The sequence below is a fragment of the Streptomyces sp. NPDC013317 genome (assembly GCF_055563155.1).
Genome location: NZ_JBVHDX010000016.1, coordinates 138,684 through 158,550 on the forward strand (window position 1 = coordinate 138,684; position 19,867 = coordinate 158,550).

Annotated in this window: 16 protein-coding genes; 8 read left to right on the forward strand and 8 right to left on the reverse strand. The window is 72.1% G+C overall.

What is annotated here, in order from left to right; genetic code table 11:
• Positions 1-215: 215 nt before the first annotated feature.
• On the reverse strand, positions 216-662 hold the full coding sequence (locus tag ACZ3IJ_RS31560) for a hypothetical protein (protein ID WP_467473793.1): 447 nt from the start codon (positions 660-662) through the stop codon (positions 216-218).
• A gap of 430 nt (positions 663-1,092) precedes the next feature.
• Between ACZ3IJ_RS31560 and ACZ3IJ_RS31565 the strand changes: the two genes are divergently transcribed.
• Genes ACZ3IJ_RS31565 through ACZ3IJ_RS31580 form a run of 4 tightly spaced genes read left to right on the forward strand, consistent with a single transcriptional unit; the run spans position 1,093 to position 5,539 of the window.
• Positions 1,093-3,993 (forward strand): sensor histidine kinase, encoded by a 2,901-nt coding sequence (locus tag ACZ3IJ_RS31565; RefSeq protein WP_467473753.1) that lies wholly within the window; start codon positions 1,093-1,095, stop codon positions 3,991-3,993.
• Entirely contained in the window at positions 3,990-4,430 is a 441-nt protein-coding gene (locus tag ACZ3IJ_RS31570; protein ID WP_383291348.1) for a roadblock/LC7 domain-containing protein, read from the forward strand. The genes ACZ3IJ_RS31565 and ACZ3IJ_RS31570 overlap by 4 nt, the downstream gene beginning before the upstream one ends.
• Before the next feature lie 13 nt (positions 4,431-4,443).
• On the forward strand, positions 4,444-4,956 hold the full coding sequence (locus tag ACZ3IJ_RS31575) for a DUF742 domain-containing protein (RefSeq protein ID WP_467473756.1): 513 nt from the start codon (positions 4,444-4,446) through the stop codon (positions 4,954-4,956).
• On the forward strand, positions 4,937-5,539 hold the full coding sequence (locus ACZ3IJ_RS31580; RefSeq protein ID WP_467473759.1) for a GTP-binding protein: 603 nt from the start codon (positions 4,937-4,939) through the stop codon (positions 5,537-5,539). Before ACZ3IJ_RS31575 ends, ACZ3IJ_RS31580 begins: the two co-directional genes overlap by 20 nt.
• Positions 5,540-5,607: 68 nt before the next feature.
• Here the strand turns inward: ACZ3IJ_RS31580 and ACZ3IJ_RS31585 are convergent, their stop codons facing one another.
• The 3 genes from ACZ3IJ_RS31585 to ACZ3IJ_RS31595 all read right to left on the reverse strand — a co-directional run bounded on the left by ACZ3IJ_RS31585 (position 5,608) and on the right by ACZ3IJ_RS31595 (position 8,298).
• Positions 5,608-6,795, reverse strand: a complete 1,188-nt coding sequence (locus ACZ3IJ_RS31585; RefSeq protein ID WP_467473761.1) for a lipid-transfer protein — start codon at positions 6,793-6,795, stop codon at positions 5,608-5,610.
• On the reverse strand, positions 6,792-7,322 hold the full coding sequence (locus tag ACZ3IJ_RS31590; RefSeq protein WP_467473763.1) for a Zn-ribbon domain-containing OB-fold protein: 531 nt from the start codon (positions 7,320-7,322) through the stop codon (positions 6,792-6,794). Before ACZ3IJ_RS31590 ends, ACZ3IJ_RS31585 begins: the two co-directional genes overlap by 4 nt.
• A gap of 166 nt (positions 7,323-7,488) precedes the next feature.
• Positions 7,489-8,298, reverse strand: coding sequence for a M15 family metallopeptidase (locus ACZ3IJ_RS31595; RefSeq protein ID WP_467473766.1), 810 nt, complete (start codon positions 8,296-8,298; stop codon positions 7,489-7,491).
• On the opposite strand from ACZ3IJ_RS31595, the gene ACZ3IJ_RS31600 reads away from it, so the two are divergent.
• Positions 8,297-8,857 carry an NUDIX domain-containing protein gene (locus ACZ3IJ_RS31600; protein ID WP_467473768.1) on the forward strand — a complete coding sequence of 187 codons (561 nt, stop codon included), beginning with the start codon at positions 8,297-8,299 and terminating at the stop codon, positions 8,855-8,857. The two genes, ACZ3IJ_RS31595 and ACZ3IJ_RS31600, sit on opposite strands and share 2 nt — an antisense overlap.
• A 122-nt stretch (positions 8,858-8,979) precedes the next feature.
• Here the strand turns inward: ACZ3IJ_RS31600 and ACZ3IJ_RS31605 are convergent, their stop codons facing one another.
• Entirely contained in the window at positions 8,980-11,328 is a 2,349-nt protein-coding gene (locus tag ACZ3IJ_RS31605; RefSeq protein ID WP_467473771.1) for a glycoside hydrolase family 31 protein, read from the reverse strand.
• A 217-nt stretch (positions 11,329-11,545) separates the two neighbouring features.
• On the opposite strand from ACZ3IJ_RS31605, the gene ACZ3IJ_RS31610 reads away from it, so the two are divergent.
• On the forward strand, positions 11,546-13,519 hold the full coding sequence (locus tag ACZ3IJ_RS31610; protein WP_467473772.1) for an acetoacetate--CoA ligase: 1,974 nt from the start codon (positions 11,546-11,548) through the stop codon (positions 13,517-13,519).
• Between the two features lie 58 nt (positions 13,520-13,577).
• On the opposite strand, the gene ACZ3IJ_RS31615 is transcribed toward ACZ3IJ_RS31610, so the two are convergent.
• A complete protein-coding gene (locus ACZ3IJ_RS31615; RefSeq protein WP_467473774.1) occupies positions 13,578-14,897 on the reverse strand; it encodes an aminotransferase class I/II-fold pyridoxal phosphate-dependent enzyme in 1,320 nt (439 codons plus the stop codon).
• Positions 14,898-14,944: 47 nt separating this feature from the next.
• On the opposite strand from ACZ3IJ_RS31615, the gene ACZ3IJ_RS31620 reads away from it, so the two are divergent.
• The gene (locus tag ACZ3IJ_RS31620; RefSeq protein ID WP_467473776.1) at positions 14,945-16,228 is read left to right on the forward strand and encodes an MFS transporter; all 1,284 of its coding nucleotides are present in this window, start codon (positions 14,945-14,947) and stop codon (positions 16,226-16,228) included.
• A 22-nt stretch (positions 16,229-16,250) separates the two neighbouring features.
• Entirely contained in the window at positions 16,251-17,147 is an 897-nt protein-coding gene (locus tag ACZ3IJ_RS31625; RefSeq protein ID WP_467473779.1) for a hypothetical protein, read from the forward strand.
• A 66-nt stretch (positions 17,148-17,213) separates the two neighbouring features.
• On the opposite strand, the gene ptsP is transcribed toward ACZ3IJ_RS31625, so the two are convergent.
• Complete coding sequence (ptsP, locus tag ACZ3IJ_RS31630) at positions 17,214-18,884, reverse strand: phosphoenolpyruvate--protein phosphotransferase (RefSeq protein ID WP_467473780.1); 1,671 nt, start codon at positions 18,882-18,884, stop codon at positions 17,214-17,216.
• 83 nt (positions 18,885-18,967) lie between these two features.
• The gene (locus tag ACZ3IJ_RS31635; RefSeq protein ID WP_383168327.1) at positions 18,968-19,417 is read right to left on the reverse strand and encodes a PTS sugar transporter subunit IIA; all 450 of its coding nucleotides are present in this window, start codon (positions 19,415-19,417) and stop codon (positions 18,968-18,970) included.
• Positions 19,418-19,867 lie beyond the last annotated feature (450 nt).

Sequence of the window (19,867 nt, forward strand, 5' to 3'; positions counted from 1 at the left end):
GAGGAGCATCTGCGCCCGGGCCTTCCGCAGCCCACCGCGGAGGACGGGGCCGTCCACGGCGAGATCACCGCGACCCGGATGTTCCGCCGTTCGCCGGTCGAGGAGGCCGTCGCCCCGTGAGTACGCGAACGGCCCGGCCCCCCAGGTGGGGGGCCGGGCCGTTCGCCGTCGCGCCTCGGACCGCGTCAACGGGCCCGAGGCCCACGGTCCGTTGCTCAGGCCGCCTCGGACAGCGCCGGTGCTTCCGCCCGTCGTATCGGAGCGGCAGCCTCCTGGCCGGCAGCGGCAGCCTCCTGGCCAGGATCGGCCTCCGCCGTCCGGGTGGCCTTCTCCGCCCGCCGCCGCTCGCGCCGCGACGTCCGAGCCGTACTGCTCGGCTCGGACACCACGCCGTTCCGCTGCTTCCAGACCTGGCGCGTCACCCACACGTCGAGGACGCCCCACGTCGCCACGACCGTACTGCCGACCGTGGTCAGCAGCATCGGAAAGGCGAGCCACGAACCCGTGACCGAGCAGAAGAAGGCCACCACCGCCTGTATCAGTGTCACCGACGTGATCATCACGGCTCGAACGGCGGCGGTACGCACCGGATCCGGCAGACGACGCCGGCCCTTCTCGTCCTCCACCCACAACTGCCGCGCGGACCGCGCCTCGTGCTCCATCGTTACGTCACTCCCCACCGCTGAACGTCCCTCAGGGGTGGCTGCCCGTCTTGAGTGGCTTTACACGGACACACCCCTCCCCGCAGACAATGACGCTCGACGAGGGCAAAAGGTTTCCCCAGCTCCGTACCGGAACGAACACTTCCAGCCATCCCCATATCGGCCGCGCTCGCCCTCGGCCACGTGTCCTGCGCCACAGTGTCGAAGACCAACTCCCCGAATACCAGGACATCTCCTGATCAACGCTCACTCGGGAGGCTGAAAATCGCCCAGATGCGCCTTCGAGTTGGCTGTGATGCAGTAGTAGGCTCGCGCCGCCGTTTGTTGAAGCTGATGGTTGACGCCATGTGTTGACGCTGTGTGTTGACGCCGCGGCGTCGCAAAGGAGGACCTCCGCGCCGGGCGGAGGCCGGCCGAACTGGGGGAGGCCATGCGCTTTCGCGGGAAGTCCATCCGCCGGAAGATCGTGGCGTTGCTGCTCGTACCGCTCCTCTCCCTCACCGGGCTCTGGGGCTTCGCGACCGTCATCACCAGCCGTGAGGCCGACCAACTCCTCGACGTCGGCTACATCGTCGACAAGGTCGGCTACCCGATCGAGGACACCGCGCGCGTCCTCCAGAAGGAACGCCGCCAGTCGCTGGTCTACCTCGCCGACCCCCGAGCCTCGGACGCCCTCACCACCCTGCGCACCCAGCGCGAGTCGACCGACCGTCAGATCGCCCTCATCCGGCGGAACGCCGCCGAGTCCGGCGTACGGGGCGAGATGCGGCCCGTCGCGGCGCAGCGGCTCGACTCCCTGCTCACCGCGCTCGACGGCCTCGACGCTCTGCGCCGCTCCGTGGAGAACCGCAGCATCGGCCGCATCCAGGCCCTCGACTTCTACAACCGCCTGGTCGACCCCTGTTACAGCTTCCTCACCACCCTCCACGCGCTGGAGAACGTGGAGATGGACAAGCAGGGCCGGGCCCTCGTCGGCGTCACCCGAGGCCGCGAGATGCTCGCGCGCGAGGACGCGCTCGTCGTCTCCGCGCTCATCTCCGAGCGCATCACGGCGGAGGAGCTCCGGCGGGTCGCCGATCTCATCGCCCAGCGCGACCTCTTCTACGACATGAACCTCGAAATCCTCCCCTCCGCCGAGCGCGAGAGGTTCGAGCGGTACTGGGGCAGCCCCAGTACCCAGACGCTGCGCCGGGCCGAGGAGGACCTGATCGCGGCGGGACCCACCCGGGATCCGCGCGTGGTCACCGCCGAGAGGTGGGAGCAGTGGGCCACCCCGGTCCTCGACGACCTCGCCCGGGAGAACACCGCCGCGGGCGACCGCTACCAGGACCGCGTCCAGCCCGCTGCCTACAGCGTGCTGCTCAAGGCCGGCGTCGCCGGCGTCCTCGGCTTCCTCGCGCTGCTCGTCTCCGTCGTCGTCTCCGTCCGCGTCGGCCGCGCTCTCGTACGCGACCTGCGCCGGCTCCGCAAGGAGGCCCAGGAGGTATCCGGCGTACGCCTGCCCAGTGTGATGCGCCGGCTCGCGGCCGGTGAACTCGTCGACGTCGAGACCGAGGTGCCGCATCTGCGGTACGAGGACGACGAGGTCGGCCAGGTCGGCCAGGCCCTCAACACCCTCCAGCGGGCCGCCGTCGAGGCCGCCGTCAAGCAGTCCGAGCTCCGCCGCGGTGTCTCCGAGGTGTTCGTCAACCTCGCGCGCCGCAACCAGGTCCTGCTGCACCGCCAGTTGACGCTGCTCGACACGATGGAACGCCGCACCGAGGACACCGAGGAACTGGCCGATCTGTTCCGCCTCGACCACATGACCACCCGCATGCGTCGCCATGCCGAAGGCCTGGTGATCCTCTCCGGCGCCGCGCCCTCCCGCCAGTGGCGCAAGCCCGTGCAGCTGATGGACGTGGTGCGCGCGGCCGTGGCCGAGGTCGAGGACTACGAGCGGATCGAGGTCCGCCGACTGCCCCGGCTCGGCGTCGGCGGCCCCGCCGTCGCCGACCTCACCCACCTCATCGCCGAACTCCTCGAGAACGCCACCGTGTTCTCGCCCCCGCACACCGCCGTGCAGGTCCTCGGTGAGCGGGTCGCCAACGGCTTCACCCTGGAGATCCACGACCGCGGCCTCGGCATGAACCCCGACCTGCTGCTCGACGCCAACCTCCGTCTCGCCGAGACCCCCGAGTTCGAGCTCTCCGACACCGACCGTCTCGGCCTCTTCGTGGTCAGCCGGCTCGCCCAGCGCCAGAACGTCCGGGTCTCGCTCCAGCCGTCGCCGTACGGAGGGACCACGGCGGTCGTGTTCATCCCGGCCGCCCTGCTCACCGACGCCCCCGAGACCGAGGGCTCGGGTTTCCGCCTGGACCGAGCGTCCACGGACCGGTCCCTGGAACGCGGACCGCAGGGCCGGCAGAGCGGCACGGCCGACCAGCCGGGCCGCCGCCCCGCGCTCACCAAGGTGCCGGGCGGAGCGTCCACGGCCGGCGGCTCCCGGCGGTCCGCGGGCTCCTCGCTCCTCGACGGGCCGCTCGACGCCTCGCTGGACGTGCCCCTCGACGGACCCGTCGAGCTCGAAGCACCCCTCGGCAACTCCGGTTTCGACGACCTGCTCGGCCCGTCCGCCGCGGACCTGGAGGACACCGAGAGCGAGCGCGGCGGCCTCTTCCGGCCCCGTGGCCACCGTCGCGGCCTCGCCCCCGCCCCGGGCGGCGAGCAGCATCAGCAGGCCCCGGACCAGTCCTCCGGCCGGGCCCAGGACCGGAGCGGCCCCGTGCCGCTGCCCCGGCGCCGTCCGCCCACGCTGGTCGTGGACCACGGCCGCCGGGTCGACGAGCCGGGCCGCGCCCACCCGAACTCCGCCGCCCCGGACGACGAGATTCCGGCCCCGGGCACCCCGCCCACGCTGGTGCCCGTACCGCCCGCGGGCCCGGTACCGCCGACCGGCCAGGTGCCGCCCTCGGGTCCCGTACCGCCGGTGGGTCCCGTACCGCCCGCAGGTGCCGGTCCCGTACCGCCCGCAGGTGCCGGGCCCGTACCGCCGGCCGGTGCCGGTCCCGTACCGCCCGCGGGGCCCGTGTCCTCGGACGGCCCCGCGCCGTTCGGCGGGCTGCCCCGCCGGGTCCGCCAGGCCAGCCTCGCGCCGCAACTGCGCGGCACGGGCGACCGCGCCGACACCGGGGCGCCCCCGGGCTCCGGTGCCCCGGCCGCCACAGACTTCGAGCGAGACGCAGAGGAAGTGCGCAGCCGCATGGCATCGATGCAGCGCGGCTGGCAGCGCGGACGCCAGCAGAACGCCGAGACCACAGCACCAGGAACGACACCCGAGGGGGACGGTCGATGACCGCACCGAACGCCGCAGCAACCCACACCTCCGGAGACGGCAACGGCGAGTTGAACTGGCTCCTCGACGAGCTGGTCCAGCGGGTCGGATCCATCCGCAAGGCTCTGGTGCTCTCCAGCGACGGACTCTCCACCGGCGCCTCCGCCGACCTGACCCGGGAGGACGGCGAGCACCTGGCCGCAGTCGCCTCCGGCTTCCACAGCCTCGCCAAGGGCGTCGGCCGCCACTTCGAGGCGGGCAAGGTCCGCCAGACCGTCGTGGAACTGGAGGAGGCGTTCCTCTTCGTCACGGCTGCGGGCGACGGCAGCTGCCTGGCCGTCCTGGCGGACGCCGACTCCGACGTCGGCCAGGTCGCCTACGAGATGACGCTGATGGTGAAGCGGGTCGGCATCCACCTGGGGACGGCGCCTCGCTCCGGGCTGTCCACCGGAGGGTGAGTGGGGGGACTCCATGACTGAGGGCACGACTGAGGGCACGGCCGAGTGCACGGCCGATGCCGAGGCCGCGCGCCCGGCCGGGCAGCACCCGGCCGGGCGCGACGCCGAAGGCACCCGTGCCGCGGAATCCTGGGATCAGGCGCCGCAGCCCTCCCCCCACTGGTTCGACGACGAGGCCGGGCCGGTGGTCCGTCCGTACGCGATGACCCGAGGCCGGACCAGCGCCGCCACCCGGCACCGTCTCGACCTGATCGCCGTGGTGGTGCCCGAGCCCGCCGCCGACGACCCCGGCCGCGACCAGACGCTCTCCCCCGAGCACGTGGAGATCGTCGAACGCTGCTCGGAGACGCCTCAGTCGATCGCCGAACTCGCCGCCGGACTCGACCTCCCGGTCGGTGTCGTCCGCGTTCTCGTCGGAGACCTCGTCGAGGACGAACTCGTCCATGTGACCCGCCCCGTTCCGCCGGCCGAGCTGCCGGACGTGAGCATTCTCCGCGAGGTGATCAATGGCCTTCGGGCGCTCTAGCCGCACCAAGCCGCTCGTCGAACCGGTGACCTTGAAGATCCTGGTCGCGGGCGGCTTCGGGGTGGGCAAGACGACACTGGTCGGCACGGTCAGCGAGATCCGGCCGCTGCGCACCGAGGAGATGCTCAGCGAGGCCGGCCGGCCCGTCGACGATCTGCACGGGGTGGAGAACAAGTCGACCACCACGGTCGCCATGGACTTCGGCCGGATCACGCTCCGCGAGGACCTCGTCCTCTACCTGTTCGGCACGCCCGGCCAGGACCGTTTCTGGTTCCTCTGGGACGAGCTGGCCCAGGGCGCGCTCGGAGCGATCGTGCTGGCGGACACCCGGCGTCTGGAGGACAGCTTCGCGGCGATCGACTACTTCGAACGGCGCGGCATCCCGTTCACGGTCGCAGTCAACTGCTTCGAGGGCGCTCAGCGGTTCCCCGCGGAGACGGTGCGAGGAGCCCTCGACCTCGACCCCGAGGTCGAGCTCCTGATGTGCGACGCCCGCGACCGGGAGTCGGTGAAGAACGTGCTCGTGGCCGTCGTGCAGCACGCTCTGGTCCTCGCGGACCACGGAGCACCCGTGACGACCTGACATCCGGCCGCGGCGGGCGCGACGGACGTGCGGCACCGGATGCCCCGCCGGGTGGCGGTGCCGCTGTCTCAGCGCACCGCCACGACCGCCGATCCGTGCCCGAACAGCCCCTGGTTCGCGGTGATCCCGACCCGTGCCCCGGGCACCTGCCGGTCTCCCGCCCTGCCGCGCAACTGCCAGGCCAGTTCGCAGACCTGCGCGATGGCCTGGGCCGGCACGGCTTCGCCGAACGACCCCAGGCCGCCGCTGGTGTTGACCGGGACGCGCCCGCCGAGGGCCGTGACCCCCTCCCGTACGAGCTTGGCGCCCTCGCCGGCCCCGCACAGACCGATGTCCTCGTACCACTCCAGTTCCAGCGCCGTGGACAGGTCGTACACCTCCGCGAGCGACAGGTCCTCCGGTCCGATCCCGGCCTCCTCGTACGCGGCGCGGGCGATCGACGCGCGGAAGGAATGAGGCGCGGGGGAGACGGTCGCCGCAGAGTCGGTCGCGATGTCGGGAAGGTCGAGCACCGCCTTCGGGTACGTCGGTGTGACGGTGGAGACGGCCCGGACACGGACCGGATCCCGGTGCCCGTGGCGCCGGGCGAACTCCATGCTGGAGAGCACCAGCGCCGCGCCGCCGTCCGAGGTCGCGCAGATGTCGAGCAGCCGCAGCGGATCGGCGACGACGGCCGAGGCCGCGACCTCGTCGACGCTCACCGCCTTGCGGTAGCGGGCCAGCGGATTGAGAGCCCCCGCGGCCGCGTTCTTCACCTTCACCTGGGCGAAGTCGTCGACGGTGTCCCCGTACAGGGCCATACGGCGACGGGCGTAGAGCGCGAAGTACGCGGGGTTGGTCGCCCCGAGGACCCGGAAGCGAAGCCAGTCGGGGTCGTCGGGCCGCTCACCGCCCGCGGGGGCGAAGAAGCCCTTGGGGGCCGAGTCCGCGCCGACGACGAGCACCACGTCCGCCAGGCCTGCGAGGATCTGTGCGCGTGCGGTGGAGACGGCCTGCGCGCCGGAGGCACAGGCCGCGTACACGCTGGTGACGCGCGCGCCCTGCCAGCCGAGCGCCTGCGCGAACGTCGCTCCCGCCACATAGCCGGGATACCCGCACCGCATCGTGTTCGCGCCGACCACCGAACCGACGTCCCGCCAGTCGAGCCCGGCGTCCGCGAGCGCGGCACGCGCCGCCGCCGTCCCGTACTCGACGAAGCTGCGGCCCCACTTGCCCCAGGGATGCATCCCGGCACCCAGTACGGCGATGTCGTTCATGACCGCTCCTCCGTCCCGTCGGCCACGCTCGCGTGCACGGGTCGCCAGTGCCAGGTGGTCCAGATGTGCTCGTCGTCCTCGTCGAGGACGCCCGGCACCAGCTCGACCTCCATGCCGACGGCGAGGTCCCCGGTCCGCACCCCCGGCGCCCCCTGACCGAGCACCACCATCGCCTCGGTCTCCAGCTCGACGGCGATCAGGGTGTACGGGTCCCAGGGCGCGTCGGGATCGGAGACGTACGGCGCCGGTGGGCGGTAGCGGCCGTCGGTGAACGACCACACGCGGCCCCGCCGCGAGAGCGGGGTCTCGACGAGCTCGCCCCCGCCGGGGCAGCCGGGGTTACGGCACCAGGAGTCCTCGCGCGGGAAGAAGACCGAGGCACAGGCCGTACAGCGGGTGCCGAGGAGCCGGAACCCGCTCTCTCCGCCGGTTCCGTCAGGGCAGGGTGCGTCACCGCTGTCACCGCTGTCACCGCCACTGTCGTCCGTGAACCATCCGGCCACCACCGGCCTGCGCGTCCGTGCCACGACGACCCTCCCCGACTCCGGGACACCCTCATCTGACGAAGCGTCAGGAAGTTTGCCATGGATGCCGCGAGCTGAGAACCGTACGGACCTTTATCGCGTCCCTACGTACGGAACGGGCGGCCGGGACCCACGGGGGTGGTCCCGGCCGCCCGTCACCCTCGCGGCCTCAGTGCCCGGCCACCGATCTCCGCGCCACCGGAAAGTCGAAGAACGTGCCGGGGAACGGCTCGGGCTTGAAGGTGAAGTGCCACCATTCCTCGGGCAGATTCACGAAGCCCTGCTCGGCCAGCGTCCCCTTCAGCAGCTGCCGGTTGGCCCGCTGGTCACCCTGGATCCGGGGGTCGTCGGTGTGCGAGAGCGTGTCGAAGCAGTCGAAGCCCGTGCCCATGTCGACGGAGTTGTCCGGGAACCGCTCGTTCCGCGGGGCGGAGCAGTCCACGAGCTGCTCGCCCGGAACATAGGGGCGGGTCCGTGCGGCAGGCAGCCGTACGAGCGTCACGTCGAGGGTCGAACCGCGGCTGTGCCCGGACTTCTCGGCGATGTAACCGTCCTCGAACAGCCTCGACTTGTCGACTCGTGGATAGAACTCCTTCTTCATCCGCTCGTCGGTCAGGTCCTGGGCCCACCGCACGAAGTGGTCCACGGCACGCTGCGGCCGGTAGCAGTCATACACCTTCAGCGAATAGCCCCGCGCGAGGAGATTCACCTGCGCACGGTGCAGAGCCTCGGCCGCGGGACGCGTCAGGATGCAGAGCGGCTGTCGATAGCCGTCGACCGGCTCGCCCACGAAGTTGTGCTGCGTGGTGTAGCGCATCTCCTGAATGATCGTCCGGTCCACCGAACTCAGCGCCACGAACTCCTTGGGCGCCTTCGGCTCCGGTCTGGCCTGCGCGGACGGTACGGCGGCGGTGGCGGCCAGCAGGCCGGCGGCCGCCGACACGGCGAGTCCACGGAGAACGGAAGCAAGTCCTGTCATGTGCACCGTCTATCAGGTTCACGGGGCACGGGAAAGGGTGATCGCGTACGGTCCTGACGTGAAGGACTCCTACTGCTCCAGCTGCGGCACCCGATACGCCGAGGCCGCCGCCTGGCCCCGCGCCTGCGCCGCCTGCGGCGCGGTCGCCTACCGCAACCCGCTGCCCGTCGCCGTCACCCTGCTTCCCGTCACCGACGAGCAGGGGAGCGGCCTCGTCGTCATCACCCGCACGATCGAGCCCGCCCGTGGCGAGGTCGCCCTCCCCGGCGGCTTCATCGACCACGCCGAGGACTGGCGGGACGCCGTGGTCCGCGAACTGCGTGAGGAGACGGGGATCGAGGCGCCGGCCGAGGACGTCCGGCTCGCCGACGCGCTCAGCTCCCCGGGCGGACACCTGCTGCTCTTCGGCCTCCTCCCGGCACGCCCCGTCGCCGAACTCCCGGCCTCGGTACCCACGGACGAGACGACCGGCTGGCACGTCCTCCGCACGCCGGCGGTCCTGGCGTTCCCCTTGCACACGGAGGCGGTACGGCGCTGGTTCGCCGGGGCGTACGCCTGACGGGACGGCTCCAGGTCATCGGATACCGGAGACCGGATCACGGATGTTGGATCCAACATCCAACATCCAACATCCAACATCCGTGATCCGATATCCGGTCGCCGTCCGTCGCGTCCCTACCCCTACAGCCCCCGCACCCGCACCGGCAGCTCCACCTCGACCGCGCCCTCGTTCGTCACGCGCTCCACCACCACCCGACCGCCCACGAGCCGCGACGCGTACCGCTCGATCTCGGCTGCCTCCCACCCGTCGCCGGTGTCCCGTACGACGAGCCCACCGCCGGTCCGCCCGGCGGCCGGAGCCCACACCTCCAACTCCAGCCCACCGTCCTCTCCCTGGACGGGAACCACCGCCCCCGCCCGCGCGAGCACGGGGATGCGGGACAGCGGCGCGTCGAGCAGGACCTGCCCCGGCCCGTCGTACGCCCGGCCCGTCGCCGTGTCGTACCAGCGCCCGCGCGGCAGCCGCACCGCCCGCCGGTCGGCGCCCCCCGAGAGCACCGGCGCCACCAGCAGCGCGTCGCCCACCAGGAAGGCGTCCTCGCAGTCCCGCAGCGCCCGGTCCTCCGGCGCGCCCCACCACACGGGCCGGATGTACGGCGCCCCGGTCAGCCGCGCGAGCTGGGAGAGGGTGACGAAGTAGGGCCGCATCCGCTCCCGCTCGGCGAGAGCCGCACGCGCGTGCTCCAGAACCTCCGGACCGAACTCCCACGGCTCCCGGCGCCCCGCGTCGATCGCCGCGTGCGTCCGGAACAGCGGCATCCACGCCCCCAGCTGGAACCAGCGCAGGAACAGTTCGGGCGACGGACTGCCGTCGAAGCCGCCCACATCCGGCCCCGAGTACGGCACCCCGCACAGGCCCAGTCCCAGGACCAGCGAGAGGGACGCCCGCAGCCCGGGCCACCCGCTCGACACGTCACCCGACCAGGTCCCGCCGTACCGCTGCATGCCCGCCCACCCAGAACGGGAGAAGAGGAAGGGCCGCTCCTGCGGCCGCAGCCTGCGCAGCCCCTCATAGCCGGCGCGCGCCATCGTCAGCCCGTACACGTTGTGCGCCTCCCGGTGGTCCCCGCCCCGCCCGTCGAGGACGTGCCGAGCCGAGCGCGGCAGCGTCTGGTCCCCGAAGGGGGAGAAGGAGACCGGCTCGTTCATGTCGTGCCAGACGCCAGAGAAGCCCTGCGCGAGCCGCTCCTCGTAGAGTCCGCCCCACCACTCCCGCACGGCCGCGTCAGTGAAGTCCGGGTAGGCGCAGTCACCCGGCCAGACCACCCCACGGACCTCCTCGCCCCGGGCGTCGCGGACGAACGCCCCGACCGCCGCCCCGGAGTCGTACACGGCGTTCCCCGGCTCCGCCTTCACCGCGGGATCGACGATCGACACCAGTCGTACGCCCTGCTCCCGCAGCTCCGCCGCGAGCCCCGGCAGATCGGGGAACCTCTTGCGGTCCACCGTGAACACCCGGTGCGCGTCGTAGTGGTCGATGTCCAGATGCAGCACGGACAGCGGCAGACCGCGCTCGCGGTACCCGCCCACCACGCGCCGTACCTCCTGCGCGCTGCCGAACCCCCACCGCGCGTGCTGCGGACCCAGCGCCCAGGACGGCGGGAGCGCCGGAGCGCCCGTCAGGGCCGCCCAGCCGTGGAGCACGCGCGCGGGGGTGCCGACCACCACCCAGCAGCGCAGCGGCCCGCCGCTCATCCGGACCTCGCACGTCCCCGGCCGGTCGTGTCCGGACCCGGCCCCCTCCTCCCCTTCGGCGAGGGTGACGTGACCGTCCCAGGAGTTGTCGTGGAACGCCAGATGCGTTCCCGCGTCCGCGACGACGAACTGCACCGGCATCGTGATGTACAGCGGATCGTCGCCGGGCTGGAACCTGCCCTTGGGGTCGGTGTTCCACAGCCGGTACGTACCGCCCCGCAGGCGCGGCCCCGCCGCCCGCCCGCCGAGGCCGAAGAACCGGGCGTCCGCCGGCACCTCGCTGCGCTGCACCCAGCGTGCGGGTCCCCCCGACACCGGCTCCCACCAGCGCGGCGGCAGGTCCCGGCGCAGCACCACCCCACCGGGCGTACGGATCTCCACCGCACCGTGCCGGGACACCGCGACCGTCACCCGCTCCGACACCACCCGCCAGCCGCCGTCGGTGTCGGGCTCCAGCTCGGCCCGCGGATCGGGCTCGGGCGCCTCGCCGGTCAACGCGTACGACGGAAGCGGCTCGGCCCCGTCCCAGCCCCAGAAGACCGTGCCCCCGGCCGACACCGAGATCCGCAGCTCCGAACGGGCGAAGCGGACGATCCCGCCACCCGGCATGGGCTTCGCCTCGCCCACCTGCCCCGGCACCCGGGCCCGCTCCGCCCCTCTCGGCGGCAGCCCCCACGCATCGGTCCGACGCTGCCGCCACGCCGACCGCACCGCCCGCAACCCCTGCACCGATCCGAACACCCTCACCGAACGCACCAGCTCACGACCGTCCATGCAGCTCACCCTGCCATTGGCCAGGGCCGGTGCGCGGTTCGTTCAACTGCCGTTCACCCGTGGTGGGAGCACATATCCAACGGTCCGACCATGGGCGGGGAGCCCTGGTGCGAAGGACGATCACATGGCATCGTCCCTGTCAGCCGCGTCACGCGCACACCCCAGCACGTGCGCGCGACACACGCAGACCCGCGTCACGCCCAGGGAGACCCGCCCCATGACATCAGCCCACACCGAGCCGCTCTGGCAGCCGGACGAGGAACGCATCGCCGCGGCCGCGGTCACCCGTTTCCAGGCTTGGGCCGCCGAGCGCCACGGAGCACCGTCCGAGGGCGGTTACCCGGCCCTGCACCGGTGGTCGGTCGACGAGCTGGAGTCGTTCTGGCAGGCCGTCGCCGAGTGGTTCGACATCCGGTTCTCCACGCCGTACGAGCGTGTCCTGGGCGACCGGTCGATGCCCGGCGCCGCGTGGTTCCCGGGAGCCCGCCTCAACTACGCCGAGCACGCTTTGCGCGCCGCCGAGGAGCGCCCCCACGACACCGCCCTGCTCCATGTGGACGAGGCACATGAACCCCGCCCGACCACCTGGGCCGAGCTGCGTCGCCAGGTCGGCTCCCTCGCCGCCGAGCTGCGCGCCCTGGGCGTACGGCCGGGCGACCGCGTCAGCGGATACCTTCCCAACATCCCCGAGGCCGTCGTCGCCCTCCTCGCCACGGCCGCCGTCGGCGGCGTCTGGACCTCCTGCGCGCCCGACTTCGGCGCGCGCAGCGTCCTGGACCGCTTCCAGCAGGTCGAGCCGGTCGTCCTGTTCACCGTCGACGGCTACCGCTACGGCGGCAAGGAGCACGACCGGCGCGACACCGTGACCGAGCTGCGCGCCGAGCTCCCGACGCTCCGCGCCGTGGTCCACATCCCGCTCCTCGGCACCGAGACCCCCGAAGGGGCGCTGGCCTGGGCCGACCTGACGGCGGCCGACGTGGAACCGGTCTTCGAGCAGGTCGACTTCTCCCACCCCCTCTGGGTGCTGTACTCCTCCGGCACCACCGGCCTGCCCAAGGCCATCGTTCAGTCCCAGGGCGGCATCCTCGTCGAGCACCTGAAGCAGCTGGGGCTGCACTGCGACCTCGGCCCCGAGGATGTGTTCTTCTGGTACACCTCCACGGGCTGGATGATGTGGAACTTCCTCGTCTCCGGCCTGCTCACGGGCACCACCGTCGTCATCTACGACGGCAGCCCCGGCTACCCCGACACCGGCGCCCAGTGGCGCGTCGCCGAGCGGACCCGGGCGACGCTGTACGGCACCTCCGCCGCCTACGTCATGGCGTGCGCCAAGGCCGACGTCCACCCGGGCCGGGACTTCGACCTCTCGGCGATCTCGTGCGTGGCGACCACCGGTTCCCCGCTGCCGCCCGACGGTTTCCGCTGGCTCCACGACGAGGTGCGCGAGGATCTCTGGATCGCCTCGGTGAGCGGCGGCACGGACGTCTGCTCCTGCTTCGCCGGAGCGGTCCCGACCCTCCCCGTCCACATCGGCGAACTCCAGGCCGCCGGTCTCGGCACGGACCTCCAGTCCTGGGACCCCTCCGGCAAGCCGCTGATCGGCGAGGTCGGCGAACTCGTCGTCACCAACCCGATGCCGTCCATGCCGATCCGCTTCTGGAACGACCCGGACGGCAGCCGCTACCGCGACAGCTACTTCGAGATGTTCCCGGGCGTCTGGCGCCACGGCGACTGGATCACGATCACCGATCGCGGCTCGGTCGTCATCCACGGCCGCTCCGACTCCACCCTGAACCGGCAGGGCGTACGGATGGGCAGCGCCGACATCTACGAGGCCGTCGAACGCCTCCCGGAGATCCGCGAATCCCTCGTCATCGGCCTCGAAGAGCCCGACGGCGGCTACTGGATGCCGCTCTTCGTCCACCTCGCGGACGGCGCGACCCTGGACGAGGCGCTGATCGGCCGCATCAAGCAGACGATCCGTACCGAACTCTCCCCGCGCCACGTCCCCGACGACATCATCGCGGTGCCCGGCGTCCCCCACACCCTCACGGGCAAGCGCATCGAAGTCCCCGTCAAGCGACTCCTCCAGGGCACCCCGATGGCCAAGGCGGTCAACCCGGGCTCGGTCGACAACCTCGACCTGCTGCACTTCTACGAGGAGGTCGCCCGCAAGCGGGCCGCCGAGTGATCCCCCGGCGGGGGGAGCGGCCCACCGGCTCACCTCCCCCCGCCGTCACGCCGAGCTCCTAGCCCTCGTACGTCGCCTGCGCCTCTCCCAGCACCTCCGCGAAGTCCGCGGCCAGTCGCCCCGCGGCCGCCGTCTCCAGGGCCGCCGTCGTGATCCGTACCGCGGTCGGTGACGCGATCCGGAAGCGCGCCCCGGCGGCGACCCACCAGCCGCGCGTCCGCAGCCCGTTGACCACCGCCGACTCGTCCCGTACCGGCACCCACACGTTCAGCCCGTTCGCGCCGACCGACCGGATGCCGTACGAGCCGAGCGCGCCGATCAGCGCCCGCCGCCGCTCCGCGTACGCGGCCTCCCCGGACGCCACCAGCCGGGCGACCGCCGGGTCGGAGAGCAGCCCGACGACCGTCTCCTGAAGGATGTGGCTGACCCAGCCCGAGGTCATGACCATCCGGCCGTCGTGCCGGGCGAGTGTCACCGGGTCGCCGGCGAGCCCCGCCCACCGCAGGTCGATGCCCAGCCGCTTGGAGACCGTCCGTACCTGCGCCCATCGCTCGAGGCCCGCGGCGGCCAGCGTCGGCGCCTCGGATCCGGCGATCTGCGCGTCGTAGTCGTCCTCGACGACCAGGACGTCGGGGAACTCCCTCAGCATCGCCGCAAGTTCGTCCCGCCGCGCGATCGAGAACGACGCCCCGGTCGGGCACTGCGCGCGCGGGCTGCAGACCACCGCCCGTACCCCGGCTCGCAGCGCCGACCGCAGGGCCTCCGGCGTCACGCCTTCCTCGTCCACGGTGACCGGCACCGTCCTCAGACCCAAGGCGGTCACCAGGTCGAGGAGATGGTGGAACCCGGGATCCTCCACGGCCACCGCGTCCCCCGGCCGCAGCTCGACGGAGAGCAGGCGGGCGATGCAGTCGAGCGCCCCGTGGGCGAACGTCACGCGCTCCGCCGGCACGCCGTCGCGGGCAAACCAGTCTCCGGTCAGCTGTTCGAGGGCCGTGAGGCGGGGCGCGGCGCGGTGCGAGCCGTACACCGGGCGGATCTCCGCCGGGGGGCGCAGGACCGGCAGGAAGGCGGGGTCGGGCAGGCCGCTGGCGAGGTCCACCAGGCCCGGCGGGACCTTGGGGGGCCGCCGCGATGCGGCCGATGCCGCCTCCGCGACCACCGTGCCGCCGCGGCCGCGCGTGACCACCAGGCCGCGCCGCCGCAGCTCCTTGTACGCCGTCGCGACCGTGCCGGCGCTCACGCCCAGCTCGTCCGCCAGCCGCCGTACGGGAGGCAGCGCGAGGCCCGGGGCGAGCTCGCCCTCGGTCACGCCGCGCTCGACGGACGCGGCAATCCCCTTGGCCGTAGTCCCCTGGATCGAATATTGTGTTGCCACGTACTGAACTATGTATCAATACAATACTCAGGTCAAGGGGGAACCGAGTGAGCCGCCGGACTTCATGGCACAGCACCGTTCTCAAGCGCATACCCGGCGGCCGCGACGGCCGCCGCATGCTCCTCGTGAGCATCATCGACAAGACCGGCACCGGCCTCTGGGCCGGCTGCACCGTCCTCTACTTCACCTACGTCTCCGGCCTCGGCCTCGGCCAGGTCGGCCTCCTCATGACCGTCTCCGGAGGCGTCGGCATCGCGGGCGCCCCCATCGCCGGCCGCCTCGCCGACCGCTTCCCCCTCGTCCGGCTCATCGTCGGCGCCCAACTCATGCGCGGCGCCGCCCTCCTCGCGCTCCTCACCACCGACAACTTCTTCCTGCTGACTCTCTACTCCGCCCTCGGCGCCCTCCCCGACCGCGCCGGCAGCGTCCTCATCAAGCTCTACGCAGCCCGCCAGGCCGGGCCCGACCGCGTCCGCTACCAGGCCATCCAGCGCACCACCGTCAACATCGGCTGGTCCATCGGCGGCCTCGGCGCCGCCGCCGCACTCGCCACCGGCAGCACCCGCGCCTACGCCCTGCTCCTCGTCGGCAACGTCGTCACCTACCTCGTCATCGCCGCCCTCACCCTGCGCTGTGCCGAACCACCCGCCCCCTCACGCGTCGCCGCCACCTCCCGAGCCGCCGAGGACCGCGCCACCTCCCGGCCCGCGAGCCCCTGGCGCGACCGCACCTTCCTCGCCTACACGGCCACCGACGCCGCCCTCTTCCTCGACGACACGATCCTCCAGGTCGCCGTCCCCCTCTGGATCGTCCATGCCACCACCGCCCCCGTCGGGCTGGCGCCGCTTCTGCTCGTGCTCAACACCGTCCTGGTCGTCCTCTTCCAGGTCCCGCTCGCCCGCTTCGGCGCCACCACCCCGGCCGCCCGGCGCCTCCTCGTCCCCCTCTCCGGCCTCCTCTTCGCCGGCACCCTCGCCCTCGCCGCCTCGGCCACCGGCGGCAGCGCCCTCGCCATCACGGCACTCGTCGCCGGCGTCATCGCCTTCACCTTCGCCGAGATCATCCACGCCACCGCCTCCTGGGAACTCTCCGTCGCCCTCGCCCCGGCGGAAGCACAGGGCGCCTACCTCGGCGTCCACGGACTCGCCCAGTCCAGCCAGCGCTTCGCCGGCCCCCTCCTCGTCGCCGGCGTCATCTCCGCCGGCGCCCTCGCCTGGCCCCTCCTCGGCCTCGGCCTCGTCGCCGCGGGCGCCGCACAGCACCGCGTCACCCGCGGACGCCTCACCAAACCGTCACTGTCAGTGCCGACGGCTACGGTGAGTGAGCACTGATCGACAGCGCTCAGGGGGAGACATGACCAAACCCGGCACCACCACATCCATGCGCCGCGCCCTGCGCCGCGAAGTCCCCAGCACCGTCGGCCTCCTCGCCGACGCCGACGACTTCACCGCCATGCGCCGGTACGCCACCTTCGCCTTCGACGACCACACGGCCTACCTCCGCCAGGTCGAAGGCCTCCTCAAGGCCCTCGCCACCCAGGGCGGACACACCACGGTCGCCCTCTTCGACCCCGAGGAGTACGCGGCCTACTGCGAGGACACGGGCATCGATCCCGACCACCCCGCCAGCCGCAGCCGCTACACCGCCGGCCTGGCCGCCACAGGCGCCCTCGTCGCCTACACCGGACAACCCATGACCACCCTCGTCCCCACCCTCATCGACACCGCCGTCCGCCACGCCACCTGGGAGTACGCCTCCACACTCCTCGCCGACGCCGGAGACTGCGCCGCCTGCGGACAGGACATCGGCCGAGCCGCCTTCTCCCACGCCGCGAGCCTCCTCACCCGGCTCCTCGAAGCCGCCGGCCCCGGCAGCCACCACGTCGTGTGCAGCGTCCCCACTCACGACGAGCACCTCCTCGCCGTGGTCCACGCGACCCGCGACGGAGACGGACCCGCCCACCTCGACAGCGGGGAAGCAGCAGAGTTCGCCACCGTCCTCGCCGCCGGCATCGCCCTCGACAGCTCCGGGGGAGTGGTCCTGCGCACCACGAGCCCGGGAACGCCCGACCGCCTCCATGGCTGGCGCCTCACCGCAGGGACACTCCAACCCCTTACCGAAGCCGAGGTCTTCAGCGCCTACTGCACCGACGCCCGCACCGGAGAGCCGATCGCCCCGGAGCCCGGCGTCGATTACCGAGCCGGCTTCGCCCTCACCCCCGACGAGGACGACTGGCCCTCCCACCACTGACACAGAAGGGGCTCCCCGCCACATCCGTGACGGGAAGCCCCTCCAAGACCTACGAACGAACCGGGATCACTCCCCGGACAGCACCGCCTGAGCGGCGATCCGGGCTTCCTCGGCCGTGTCGGCGGCCCGGGCCGCGGCAGCGGCCCGCTCGCACTGGGCCAGCGTGTACTTCGCGAGCGTCGCCCGCACATAGGGGATGGACGCCGCACCCATCGACAGAGAGGTGACCCCCAGACCCGTCAGCACACAGGCCAGCAGCGGATCCGAAGCGGCCTCACCACACACACCACAGCTCTTGCCCTCGGCCTTGGCCGCCTCGGCGGACAGCGCCACCAGGTCGAGCAGCGCCGGCTGCCACGGATCCTGCAGCCGCGACACCGCACCGACCTGACGGTCGGCGGCGAAGGTGTACTGCGCGAGGTCGTTGGTACCGAGCGACAGGAACTCCACCTCCTGCAGGATCGAACGAGCCCGCAGAGCGGCAGAGGGGATCTCCACCATCGCACCGAACTTCGCCTGGAGCCCCGCCTCACGGCAGGCGTCGGCGAACGCCTTCGCATCCGTACGGTCGGCCACCATCGGCGCCATGACCTCGAGGTACACCGGCAGACCCTCGACGGCCTTCGCCAGCGCGGTCAGCTGTGTCCGCAGCACATCCGGATGGTCGAGCAGCGACCGCAGACCACGCACGCCCAGCGCCGGGTTCGGCTCGTCCGCCGGAGTCAGGAAGTCGAGCGGCTTGTCCGCACCGGCGTCCAGCACCCGCACGACGACCCGGCCCTCGGGGAAGGCCTCGAGCACCTTGCGATACGCCTCGACCTGCTTCTCCTCCGAGGGAGCCTTCTTGCTGTCGTCCAGGAAGAGGAACTCCGTACGGAACAGACCGACGCCCTCCGCACCGGCCTCCACCGCGGCCGGTACGTCCGCGGGACCACCGACGTTGGCGAGCAGCGGCACCTTGTGCCCGTCCGAGGTCGCGCCCGGACCACTGGACGCGGCCAGAGCGGCCTTGCGCGCCGCGGCGGCCTCGGTCAGCCGCGCCTTCCGCTCCTCCGTCGGGTCCACGAAGAGCTCGCCGGTGGAACCGTCCACCGCGATGACCGTGCCCTCACCGATCTCGCCCGCACCCGGAAGCGCCACCACGGCCGGCACACCGAGCGCCCGCGCGAGGATCGCGCTGTGGCTGGTCGGCCCGCCCTCCTCGGTCACGAAGCCGAGCACCAGCGCCGGGTCGAGCAGCGCCGTGTCCGCCGGAGCCAGGTCCCGCGCGATCAGCACGTACGGCTCGTCGCTGTCCGGCACACCCGGCATGGGCACACCGAGCAGACGCGCGACGATACGGTTCCGCACGTCGTCCAGGTCGGCCACGCGCCCGGCCATGTACTCACCCGCGCCCGCGAGCAGCTCGCGATAGTGGGAGAACGCGTCGTAGATACCGCGCTCGGCGGTGCTGCCGACCGCGATCCGGCGGTCGACGTCGGCGATGAGCTCGGGGTCCTGGGCGATCATCGCCTGGGCCTCCAGCACATGCTGAGCCTCACCGCCGGCCAGATTGCCGCGCGCGATGAGGTCGGCGGCCACAGCCTCCACGGCCTGGCGGGCGCGCCCCTGTTCGCGCTCCGCCTCCCCGGCTGAAATCTGCTTGGCCGGCGGCTCGAGAACCGCCGTACCCATGTGCCGGACCTCGCCGATCGCCACTCCGTGGCTGACGCCGACGCCTCGCAGCGTTGTCTCCATCTCACCCGTCTCCGATAGAGCGGCGGCACCCGGCCGCCGCGATGAATGTCGAACTCGTGGTCGTCACGAGGACGAAGCCGACCTCAGTTCCAGCTGAAGAGCTGGTCGTCGGCCTTCACGTCGCCGCTGTCGACGACATCGGAGAGGGAGTCGGCCGTGGCCTCCAGGGCCACGACGGGGCAGATCGGGGACTTGCCGGCGGCCTCGACCTCGGCAGGGTTCCAACGGACGACGGCCTGTCCCCGCGTCACGGTGTCGCCCTTGCTCACGAGCAGCTCGAAGCCCTGCCCGTTGAGCTGAACGGTGTCGATGCCGAGGTGCGTCAGCACCCCGTGTCCCTCGCCGTCGACGACGACGAACGCGTGCGGGTGCAGAGAGACGATGACGCCGTCGACCGGCGAAACGGCCTCGGACGGCTCACGTACGGGGTCGATGGCGGTGCCGGGACCGACCATCGCGCCGGAGAAGACGGGGTCGGGTACTGCGGCGAGACCGATGGCGCGTCCAGCAAGCGGCGACGTCACGGTGGTCATGGGAAGCCTCCCAGGGGCGGAGATGGTGTGGCGCCGTCACTGCCTGTCCTGGACGGCGTACTGTTCAGAAGCGTATGTCATGGGTAGTCCCGGTTCCGCACGAGACGTACCAGTTGGCGGACCTAGGGCTACCCGGAAACGATTTGCCTCTACTGACGGTGGGATGTACTGTCGTACTCCTGCCTGACCCCAACGCGACTTTGAGTCGTGGGTCGGCAGCACCTATCAAGCCAGATCCTAACCCCAGTGGTCTACACCTCTGCATGCCCGCAGGGGGAGTGGTCAGGGGGAGCGAAAAAGCCTGGTAGTGTTTGACCCCGCCGCAAGGGAAAGCGCGAAAAGCGAATTCCCGAAACGGCAGCCCGCTCCAGCGGGTGGCAGAAACGGAAAACGGATCTGCTAAGCTGGAAACACGAAAGACCGAAGGGAAAAGCCCGGAGGAAAGCCCGA

Coding starts and splice junctions, on each gene's coding strand:
- ACZ3IJ_RS31610 (WP_467473772.1), top strand. CDS start 11,546: ATGACATCAGCCCACACCGAGCCGCTCTGGCAGCCGGACGAGGAACGC.
- ptsP (WP_467473780.1), bottom strand. CDS start 18,884: ATGGAGACAACGCTGCGAGGCGTCGGCGTCAGCCACGGAGTGGCGATC.
- ACZ3IJ_RS31560 (WP_467473793.1), bottom strand. CDS start 662: ATGGAGCACGAGGCGCGGTCCGCGCGGCAGTTGTGGGTGGAGGACGAG.
- ACZ3IJ_RS31605 (WP_467473771.1), bottom strand. CDS start 11,328: ATGGACGGTCGTGAGCTGGTGCGTTCGGTGAGGGTGTTCGGATCGGTG.
- ACZ3IJ_RS31575 (WP_467473756.1), top strand. CDS start 4,444: ATGACTGAGGGCACGACTGAGGGCACGGCCGAGTGCACGGCCGATGCC.
- ACZ3IJ_RS31565 (WP_467473753.1), top strand. CDS start 1,093: ATGCGCTTTCGCGGGAAGTCCATCCGCCGGAAGATCGTGGCGTTGCTG.
- ACZ3IJ_RS31570 (WP_383291348.1), top strand. CDS start 3,990: ATGACCGCACCGAACGCCGCAGCAACCCACACCTCCGGAGACGGCAAC.
- ACZ3IJ_RS31635 (WP_383168327.1), bottom strand. CDS start 19,417: ATGACCACCGTGACGTCGCCGCTTGCTGGACGCGCCATCGGTCTCGCC.
- ACZ3IJ_RS31585 (WP_467473761.1), bottom strand. CDS start 6,795: ATGAACGACATCGCCGTACTGGGTGCCGGGATGCATCCCTGGGGCAAG.
- ACZ3IJ_RS31625 (WP_467473779.1), top strand. CDS start 16,251: ATGACCAAACCCGGCACCACCACATCCATGCGCCGCGCCCTGCGCCGC.
- ACZ3IJ_RS31595 (WP_467473766.1), bottom strand. CDS start 8,298: ATGACAGGACTTGCTTCCGTTCTCCGTGGACTCGCCGTGTCGGCGGCC.
- ACZ3IJ_RS31600 (WP_467473768.1), top strand. CDS start 8,297: ATGTGCACCGTCTATCAGGTTCACGGGGCACGGGAAAGGGTGATCGCG.
- ACZ3IJ_RS31580 (WP_467473759.1), top strand. CDS start 4,937: ATGGCCTTCGGGCGCTCTAGCCGCACCAAGCCGCTCGTCGAACCGGTG.